We start from the raw sequence: 8,980 nt of genomic DNA, 5'->3' as shown, positions 1-8,980 counted from the left end.
GGCTATGTCCCAATTACGTGTTGAAAGGCTAATCTTGAAGTAGGCCATCACCTTGAGGTCTGCCATCATGGATACCCCAGCCTTTCAACACCTGTTGTCTCTCTTTCCACTGCTTACCCTGCGCCAGCGCCGCGTTGCCCGGCAGGAGCTCATGGCGCCACATGCCATTACCTCGCTCAATACCCAGTTTCCTGCATGCAGTGGCTGCCCACATTGTCAGGCCGATGTCGCCGAGCTGGCGCCTTGGGGGTGGAGTCGGGGGCTGCGCCGCTACCGTTGCAAACAGTGTCTGCGCACAAGCTCCATCCTCACCAAGACGCCCCTGGCCAGATTGCGTAAAGCACAGTGCTGGGAAGACTACGCGCAAGCCCTCATCGAAGGACTGACCGTCCGCCAGGCCGCGCGGCGCTGTGGGGTCAGCAAAAACACCGCGTTCCTCTGGCGTCACCGCTTCTTGCGTGCCATGGCAGGCCATCAAGCCACACGGGAAGAGGGCATTGTTGAGGTTGATGAGACCTTCTTCCTTGAATCGTTCAAGGGGCAACGGGGACTGCCGCGTCCGCCAAGGCATCGTGGTGGTAAAGGTCGAACCCGTGGAACCGGGTCGGATTACATCCCTGTGATGGTGGTGCAGGACCGTGCTGGCCACCATGCGGATTTTCAGCTGGAGCAGATAAATGCCGAGACGGTCATCGCGGTGTTGAAGCCGTTGGTGTCAGCGGATGCGGTGTTGTGTAGCGATGGTGCGGGTGTGTATGCGAGTTTTAGCAAAGTGCATGGAGTGACTCATCAAGTAGTGCGCAATCGCCAGGGCGAACGGGTGGTCGGTGCGTATCACATCCAGCACGTGAACGGGTATCACCATCGGTTGAAAGAGTGGATGGAGCGGTTCCATGGAGTGGCAACGCACTACCTGAAGAACTACCTGGGTTGGCGCAGGATGCTGGAGCGTTACGGGAGGGGCGTGAATATCAAAGCGTGTTTGCATGAGGCGCTGGGGCACCCCATGCAACACGTAATTGGGACATAGCCAATAAAAAACCCGCGATAATCGCGGGTTTTTTTATCATCGGCATGGCCGTGATCAGTGGTGATGGCCCTTTCCACCACAACCGCCGCCACCACAGCAGCCGCCGTGACCATGGTCGTCACCGTGGTCGTGGCCATGATCGTGACCGTGGCCAGCACCGCCGCAGCAACCGCCCTGGCCGTGATCCTCATCATGGTCGTGACCATGACCGCCACAGCAGCCGCCGTGATCGTGGTCATGACCGTGATCGTGGCCGCAACCACCGGCACCGTGAACGTGGCCATGGGCCAGCTCTTCGGCAGTGGCAGCACGCACGTCCTTGATCTCGACCTTGAAGCCCAGAGTCACACCAGCCAGCGGATGGTTGCCATCCACTTTGACGAACTCTTCGGACACTTCAACCACGGTCACAGGACGGTGGCCATCGTCGGTTTCAGCCACAAAAGTATCCCCTTCGGAGACTTCCATGCCGTCGAACAGCTCGCCCGGTACTTCTTGTACCAGTGTCTCGTCATATTCGCCGTAGGCCTGGCTCGGTGCCAGAGTCACTTCGAAGGCTTCACCTACCGCGCGACCTTCCAGCTCGGCTTCCAGGCCTGAGACCAGGTAACGGGTGCCGTGCAGATAGACCAGCGGCTCTTTGCCGACAGTGCTGTCGATGACTTCACCGTGCTCGTCGGTGACTGTGTATTCCAGCGTAACCACGCTCAGAGGAGCTACTTTCATGTCAGGATCCTGCGGATAGAAAAAAACGGGCTCAGAATACCCTAAAAAGCGGGCCGCGCATATGCCGTGCGGCGCCACGGAGTGACGAAAAAAACGGCAACAGCGTCAGCGAGAAGGCCCGCATTCCACCAGCCGTTGCCTTATCAGGGGCGAAACACCCCGATCACCTCTTCCGCCTCGCGAGTTTGCTTGTCGACCTCGGCAGGCGTTTGTACCTGGGTATCGCCACAGGCGACGCAGGTCACCTTCTCGACTCCATGCTCCAGATACAGCATCATGTTGTCCAACTTGCCGCACGCCGGGCAGACCGCACCGGCAATGAAGCGTTTTTTACGTCTGGTTTCCATATTTGTTACCTCCAGGCAGCATCATATCAGGGTTTTTACATGCATCACGCCATCGAGTATCACCATTTTTCCTGCCAGGGCCTGCACGCCGGCAACCGCAAACGGACCCCGGTCGGGCAGCTGTTGCGGATCGCCCGGGGCGCCGCGCTGCTGAGACTGGGCCAACATGAGCTGTTGCTGCCGGCAGGAAGCAGCTTCTGGCTCTGCGCCGATGCCCTTGCGGCCTTCAGCCCCCTCAGCGGTTGCGATTTCGATCAGCTGAGCGTCTCTTTGCGCGTGGCTCAGCCGCAGCAGGCTGGCTGGCTGCAGGCCACGCCCCTGCTCGATGCCCTGCTCGACTCGCTGGCCCGGTGGCAACGTCCGAAAGAGTGGCAAGGGGCCTACGGTCAGCGACTGCAGGTGATCCTGGATGAACTGCAACAGTGCGCCATCAGCCAGCAGGGTCACGGTGAGCTGCAAGCCTGCTGGCAAGCGCTGGCCAATGGCCAACCGGAGTCTCTGCAACTGTGGGCACAACAAGTCGATGCGCCAGTGGAAGGGTCTGCATTGCAACAACAGTGGCAACTGCTGCAGGCGCTCAGATTGCTCAAGGGCGGCAGCAAACCCGCGCAGGTGACCAGCAAGCTGGGTTATGCCGATGAGGCCGCATTGCAAGCTGCCTGCCAGCAGTGGGGAATTGGCGAGGATGGCGATCAATAACCGGACGCCGATGGAATGCGCCAACGAAATTGGCTGAATGAGTCCAGTTTTTTGCCAGATGGTCGTTAACAAGGAAGGGCCATTCCCCCCGTAATCCTTTATGCTAGAGGCCTGAAGTGACTGCCAACGTTTCGACCAACAGGACATCTGCCATGACGAGCAAAGCCAATCAATCCCAGGGCATGTTGCTGTTTCACCTTTCAGCCAAACAATCTTTTGCCATCGGTACCCTCAAGGTGAAGGAGATAGTGCCCTACACCCAACTGACGGCAATGCCCCACTCGCACCCGACCGTGTTGGGGGCCGCCAATATGCGCGGCTCCACCATTCCGGTGATCGACATGGCGATGGCGGTGGGCTATCGCCCCATCAGCAAGGAGGAGATGCCCCACTGCTTCATCATCATTACCGACTGCCGCCGCACCCTGGTGGGCTTTCTGGTACGGGGCATCGACAAGATCACCGAGTGCAACTGGCGCGATATCGAATCGCCCCCCGCCTCCCTCGGCCACAATGTCTTCGTAACCGGCGTGACCCGGGTCAATGACCAGCTGATCCAGCTGCTGGATGTGGAGCTGATCCTCTCCCGGGTCTATCCGGACGATCCGAGCCACCTCTATCCGGTACTGACCGATGTGCAGCGGGAGCGGATCAAGCCGATGCGGATCCTGCTGGTCGATGACTCTTCGGTCGCTCGCCGTCAGCTGATGGCCGCCCTCGACTACATCAATATCCCCTATGAGGTCTGCACCAATGGCAAGGATGCACTGACCCTGATGCAGACGCGGGCAAGCCAGAAGACCCCGATCGACATTCTGGTGAGCGATATCGAGATGCCGGGGCTCGATGGTTATGAGCTGGCCTTCGAAGTGCAAAGTGACAGCAAACTGGCGGGGGCCTACATCATCCTGCACACCTCCCTCTCCAGCGAGATCAGCGTGGAACGCGCCCATCAGGTGGGTGCTCATGAGGCGCTGACCAAGTTCGAGGCCAATGAGCTGATCCAGGCCATGCTGCGCGGCGCCGAACATCACGATCGCCTGCTGAAATAAGCCAATGACTGGCGGGAGGAACACGCCTCCCGTCCTCCTTATCTTCGACCCAGACTGACTGACCCCATGCTGACCGAGAGCCACTTCCACGCCCCCTGGTGGGCACGCAATCCTCATCTGCAGACCATATTGCCCAAATGGCTGCGCCGCCCCCCTGCCCGTTTTGTGGCGGAGCGGTTTGAACTGCAGGATGGGGACTTTGTCGACCTCGCCTGGAGCGGGGAAGTCAGCCTTGATGAACGGCCGCTGATAGTGGTGTTTCACGGGCTGGAGGGGAGCATTCACTCCCACTATGCCAAGGGATTGTTCGCCCACCTGCAGCAAGAGGGCAGAGAGGCTGTGCTGATGCACTTTCGCGGTTGCAGCGGCGCGCCCAATCGCCACCTGCAGGCCTATCACTCCGGCGCCATCGGTGATGCGCAGGAGCTGATTGCCGAGCTGAGCCAGCGCTTCCCGGGCAAACCGCTGATCGCCATCGGCTTTTCACTGGGTGGCAATATGCTGGTCAATCTGCTGGCGCGGGGCTGTCCTGCGGCATTGAAAGCGGCGGTGGTGGTCTCGGCCCCGCTGCAACTGGCGAGCTGCGCCGAGCGGGTCAATCAGGGTTTCTCGAAGGTCTATCAGAACTATCTGCTGCGCACCATGCGCCGCAACCTGCTCAACAAGATCAGCCAGCAGCAGAAAGCGAGTGAACGCTGGCAACCTCGACAAGTGGAGCAGATTGCCACCCTGCGCGATTTTGACGAGCTGGTTACCGCGCCTCTGCACGGCTTTCACAGCGCCACCCACTACTACCAGAGCTGCTCGGGACTACCGCTGCTGGCTCAAATCCCCATCCCTACCCTTATCCTGCACGCCGCCGACGATCCCTTTATGTCACACGCGGTCATTCCCCGGCCGGAGCAACTCTCGCCCACGGTGCGCTATGAGTTGAGCCAGCGTGGCGGCCATGTCGGCTTTCTGCACGGCACGCCCTGGCGGCCACGGTTTTGGCTGGATGAGCGGATCAGTCGCTGGATTGCCGAACAGAGTCACTCCGCAACACAGAACTGATTGCGTCCCGACTCCTTGGCACGATAGAGCGCCTGATCGGCCCGCTCCAGCAGCTGGTTTGCCCCTTCACCGGACACATTGCTGGCAATCCCCTGACTCACCGTCACCCAGGGGGCAACATCGGACGCCAGATGCTCCAGCTGCAGGCTGGCCAAGCCATCTTGCAGCCGCTGCGCCACGCTGGCCGCAGCCTGACGGTCGGTATTGGGCAGCAGCAGCACAAACTCCTCTCCGCCATAGCGGGCCACCAGATCAGATGGCGTGCGTACCGCACGGTTGAGCGCTTGTGCCACCTCCTTGAGACACATATCCCCCACCTGATGGCCATAGTGGTCGTTGAAGCGCTTGAAATAGTCCACATCGATCAGGATGAGCGATAGCGGAGCGCCGCTCTCCTGGCTATGGGCCAACGCGCGGTCCAACTCGATATTGAAATGCCGCCGGTTGGCGACACCGGTCAGAGGATCTTGCTTGGCGAGCTGATCAAGTTTGCGCAGCAGCGTCAGATTTTCATGCTCCCGCATGATCGCCAACTCAAACCAGCGGTGCAGCATGCGGCGGCCGACCTCCAGCGCAATCACGCCAAACAACACGCCAAGCAGGTAGATCTGTGGAAAATCGACGCGTAAAAAGAGTTCCAACCCCACACCCACCGTCATCGGGCCCAAGAGATAGCCATAAAACACCTTGCGATCGGGATAAAACGCAATGAGCGCAGCCAGCAGGTTGAGCCGCATGATCCCGTTGGCATAGCTGACCCCTCCCCGCAGCTCCACCTGACCAATCGTGTAGATGTGCAGCGTCCAGAGTCCGCCCCATAGCACCATCACCAGCGCAGCCATCCGTAACCAGAGGCGATCCTGCAGATGGTCACAAAACAGGCTGACAACAGGTAGCAGCAATAGCACCACCATGACCAGGGCCAGCTCACTCTGAAAGCGCCAGGGCAAGCTGTCATCACTGGCTAGCCCGACCTGGCTGTAAACCTCGTAGCGTATCGAAAGAAACAACACCACCAGCCAGTTCAACAACCAGAACCACACCATGCCTCGGGCAATCGCCTCTCGACGTGCGCTGTCCAGATGCTCAGTCAGGGTTAACGGCGCGCTGCGCTGCGCTTCAGACAACATCTCTCAGACTCCGGTGAAAAGGTAAAAAGTGATTGCATTCGCGGGATTCAACACAACAATAGCCTGACGATCACCTCTTTTGCTGTGAGACCTTTAAATGATCATTCCCTGGCAAGAACTGGACGGCGACACCCTGACCAACCTGATCGAACACTTTGTGTTGCAGGAGGGAACAGAATATGGAGAACAGGATGTACCGCTTGGCGTCAAAGTCGATGCAGTGAGAGAACAATTACAGCAAGGCAAAGCTGTCATCGTCTATAGCGAGCTGCACGAATCGGTGAATATCGTGATGAAAGACCGCTTCATCGAGCAGTCTTGACCCAACCGCAATCCGGACCTTATAACGGAATTCCCAAGGAAGAGAGAATCCCATGTCGGCCAAGCACCCCATTATTGCCGTTACCGGTTCGTCCGGTGCTGGCACCTCCACCTCCACCAACGCCTTTCGCTCCATGTTCCATCAACTGGGATATACCGCGGCGGTGGTGGAAGGTGACAGTTTTCACCGCTACACCCGACCGGAAATGGATGTAGCGATCCGCAAGGCGCGCGAACAGGGGCGTCATATCAGCTATTTTGGCCCTGAGGCCAATGACTTCGGGCTGCTGGAGAGCTTTTTCCAAGGCTATGGGCAGGATGGCAATGGCCAGTATCGCCGCTACCTGCACAGCTTTGACGAGGCAGTGCCCTTCAACCAGATGCCCGGCACCTTTACCCCCTGGCAGCATCTGCCCAGCAATACCGATCTGCTGTTTTATGAAGGGCTGCACGGCGGCGTGGTCACCGAGGATCACAATGTGGCGCGCCACGTGGATTTTCTGATAGGTGTAGTGCCCATCGTCAACCTGGAGTGGATCCAGAAGCTGATCCGCGATACCTCGGAGCGAGGGCATTCCCGCGAGGCGGTGACCGACTCCATCGTGCGCTCCATGGATGACTACATCAACTTCATCACCCCGCAGTTCTCGCGCACCCATATCAACTTCCAGCGAGTACCGACGGTGGATACCTCCAACCCCTTCAGCGCCAAGGTGATCCCGAGTCTGGACGAGAGTATGCTGGTGATCCGGTTTCGCGGTATCAAGCAGGTGGATTTCCCCTACCTGTTGTCGATGATCGATGGCTCATTCATGTCGCGGATGAACACCATAGTGGTGCCGGGCGGCAAGATGGGCTTTGCGATGGAGCTGATCCTGCGCCCGCTCATCCAGCAATTGATCGAAACCGGCAAAATAACCTGATTCAAAGGAGTTCACGATGCGGCTTGCTTATCTCTCTGTGGCACTGCTCGCCCTGCTTGGCGGTTGCAGCAGCGGGCCAGCGGCCCCCACGCTGGAGTCCGGCACCATGCTGGTTCGCCCGATGGGCAACTGGACCTATGGTGCAACCCCGCACTACGCCCTGGCCGAACAGTATCAATTTGCAGGTGAGTTGGCGGAAGGGTGGCTGGAACCGATGCAGCAGGCGGTAAGCCGGGAGCTCAATGGCAAGGGGTGGCAGAGTGCACCGCTCGACGAGGCGGATCTGTGGGTCGCCATCGGCGTCGCGGGCGGCAAGGATATGAGTGACGGCGAGATTTTCGCGCGCCTTGGCATGACGCCCGGGGTATATGCCTCGGCCAACCAGCGCAAAGGGTCGCTGGCCATCGTGCTGCTCGATCGCAAAACCCAGAAAGCGGTCTGGAGCAGCATCATCCAGCTGACCAGCGACGTGAGCATTGCAGATAGCCAGCGCCAGGCTCTCAGCCAGCAGCTCGCGGCCGAGCTGCTCCATCGCGTCCCCACCAACTAGCGCTTGTTTAGTGATAACGGATAGATAGAAAAACGGCTTGCCTCCCGGCAAGCCGTTTTTTGTGGTCTCAACCTCTTGACCCAATCCGGCCTAGGCCAGACCCGGGCACAAAGCCGCACACCTTCAGCTATCTGTGGTCACTTATTTAAGCGTACAGGTCAGCAGTGTAACCCCTTTCTGGGTGAGGAGAGCTTGTTTCTCCTGATTCCAGAAAGTGGTGACGCTGTCGGAATATTTGGCGCCAGATTCAGACTCAACACGCGTCAGCTTGTGGTAAACCCCGGCATAGGGGAACTGCACCATGTCAGCCTGGGCATCATAGGTAACGGCCAGCATCTCTTCGCCACACTGGTATTGGCTGTATTGATACTGGGTAGGTTGCGGGCTGCTGCACGCCGCCAGACCCAAAAGGGGAAGCAGAGCGATCAATTTTTTCATTGCACTTTCCTTATGTAATGGCTTTATGTCATGGCCTTGTGCAGTGGCCTTACGTAACGGCCTTATGCCAGGGTACCAACGAAACTATCGTTATCAAGCTTCAACAATTTGATAACTATGGGTAATTTGTACCGCTTTTTCCAACATCAGGGAAACAGAACAGTATTTTTCCATCGACAGATCGACCGCTCTGGCAACCTGTTTCTCTGCCAATCCCTTGCCCGTCACCACGAAGTGCAGATTAATCTTCTCGAAAACCCGGGGCACGCTATCGACCCGTTCGCCACTGACATCGACGTGGCATGCGGTCACCGACTGGCGCGCTTTTTCGAGGATGGAAACCACATCAATGGAACTGCAGCCACCGACCGCCAGCAGGATCATCTCCATCGGGCTGGCTCCCTCACCGGGGTTGGCACCATCCAGGATCACCTTGTGACCGGATTCACTCTCACCCACAAACTTCATCCCTTCCACCCAGCTGACCTTGGCTTTCATCTCGCACTCTCTCCTGTTAATCATGATGATGGATCCCTAGCATAACCCAGTCGCTTATCTCTGCCGAACAGGGGGAGTTGGGATGGAAATAGATCAAAATCAACATCTCCGACCTCTATCTTCCCTAGAATGGCCGAAGCGGCGCAGCAGGCATTACTCAAAGGGCTCTGTCAAAAGCCCGCAAAGCCTTGTCAGCACAGGCAAAGGCTCTTA

General features: G+C 58.3%; 12 protein-coding genes. 7 read left to right on the top strand and 5 right to left on the bottom strand.

The annotated features are described in order from the left end of the window. Positions 1–67 precede the first annotated feature (67 nt). Positions 68–1,030 carry an IS1595 family transposase gene (locus AB5Z09_RS18965; RefSeq protein WP_368194921.1) on the top strand — a complete coding sequence of 321 codons (963 nt, stop codon included), beginning with the start codon at positions 68–70 and terminating at the stop codon, positions 1,028–1,030. Positions 1,031–1,084: 54 nt separating this feature from the next. Here the strand turns inward: AB5Z09_RS18965 and slyD are convergent, their stop codons facing one another. Together slyD and AB5Z09_RS18955 are read right to left on the bottom strand one after the other, a co-directional pair. Then, positions 1,085–1,756, bottom strand: coding sequence for a peptidylprolyl isomerase (slyD, locus tag AB5Z09_RS18960; protein ID WP_005348264.1), 672 nt, complete (start codon positions 1,754–1,756; stop codon positions 1,085–1,087). A 143-nt stretch (positions 1,757–1,899) separates the two neighbouring features. Further along, positions 1,900–2,103: a YheV family putative zinc ribbon protein gene (locus AB5Z09_RS18955; protein ID WP_005335287.1), complete on the bottom strand. Its 204-nt coding sequence runs from the start codon at positions 2,101–2,103 to the stop codon at positions 1,900–1,902. Between the two features lie 39 nt (positions 2,104–2,142). Here AB5Z09_RS18955 and AB5Z09_RS18950 point away from each other — a divergent pair, with 39 nt between their 5' ends. From AB5Z09_RS18950 to AB5Z09_RS18940, 3 genes are all read left to right on the top strand, one after another. Beyond that, entirely contained in the window at positions 2,143–2,802 is a 660-nt protein-coding gene (locus tag AB5Z09_RS18950; RefSeq protein WP_368195996.1) for a hypothetical protein, read from the top strand. Positions 2,803–2,954: 152 nt separating this feature from the next. Then, a complete protein-coding gene (locus AB5Z09_RS18945) occupies positions 2,955–3,854 on the top strand; it encodes a chemotaxis protein (protein WP_005335289.1) in 900 nt (299 codons plus the stop codon). 66 nt (positions 3,855–3,920) lie between these two features. Beyond that, positions 3,921–4,907: a hydrolase gene (locus tag AB5Z09_RS18940; protein ID WP_368195995.1), complete on the top strand. Its 987-nt coding sequence runs from the start codon at positions 3,921–3,923 to the stop codon at positions 4,905–4,907. Here the strand turns inward: AB5Z09_RS18940 and AB5Z09_RS18935 are convergent. Next, the gene (locus AB5Z09_RS18935; protein WP_270905336.1) at positions 4,886–6,037 is read right to left on the bottom strand and encodes a GGDEF domain-containing protein; all 1,152 of its coding nucleotides are present in this window, start codon (positions 6,035–6,037) and stop codon (positions 4,886–4,888) included. The two genes, AB5Z09_RS18940 and AB5Z09_RS18935, sit on opposite strands and share 22 nt — an antisense overlap. 97 nt (positions 6,038–6,134) lie before the next feature. Between AB5Z09_RS18935 and AB5Z09_RS18930 the strand changes: the two genes are divergently transcribed. Genes AB5Z09_RS18930 through AB5Z09_RS18920 form a run of 3 tightly spaced genes read left to right on the top strand, consistent with a single transcriptional unit; the run spans position 6,135 to position 7,831 of the window. After that, complete coding sequence (locus AB5Z09_RS18930) at positions 6,135–6,359, top strand: YheU family protein (protein ID WP_005335298.1); 225 nt, start codon at positions 6,135–6,137, stop codon at positions 6,357–6,359. Between the two features lie 52 nt (positions 6,360–6,411). Beyond that, entirely contained in the window at positions 6,412–7,281 is an 870-nt protein-coding gene (locus AB5Z09_RS18925; protein WP_005335299.1) for a phosphoribulokinase, read from the top strand. A 16-nt stretch (positions 7,282–7,297) separates the two neighbouring features. Beyond that, complete coding sequence (locus AB5Z09_RS18920) at positions 7,298–7,831, top strand: DUF4136 domain-containing protein (protein ID WP_167567118.1); 534 nt, start codon at positions 7,298–7,300, stop codon at positions 7,829–7,831. Positions 7,832–7,972: 141 nt separating this feature from the next. On the opposite strand, the gene AB5Z09_RS18915 is transcribed toward AB5Z09_RS18920, so the two are convergent. Then, positions 7,973–8,269 carry an MliC family protein gene (locus tag AB5Z09_RS18915; RefSeq protein ID WP_368195994.1) on the bottom strand — a complete coding sequence of 99 codons (297 nt, stop codon included), beginning with the start codon at positions 8,267–8,269 and terminating at the stop codon, positions 7,973–7,975. 93 nt (positions 8,270–8,362) lie between these two features. Then, entirely contained in the window at positions 8,363–8,767 is a 405-nt protein-coding gene (locus AB5Z09_RS18910; protein ID WP_005362569.1) for an OsmC family protein, read from the bottom strand. Between the last annotated feature and the right edge of the window lie 213 nt (positions 8,768–8,980).

Origin of the sequence: Aeromonas sp. R2-2 (assembly GCF_040908355.1) — a bacterium.
Classification (GTDB): domain Bacteria; phylum Pseudomonadota; class Gammaproteobacteria; order Enterobacterales; family Aeromonadaceae; genus Aeromonas; species Aeromonas veronii.
The sequence above is the reverse complement of the archived record's forward strand: the minus strand, read 5'-3'. Positions and strand labels throughout refer to the sequence as shown.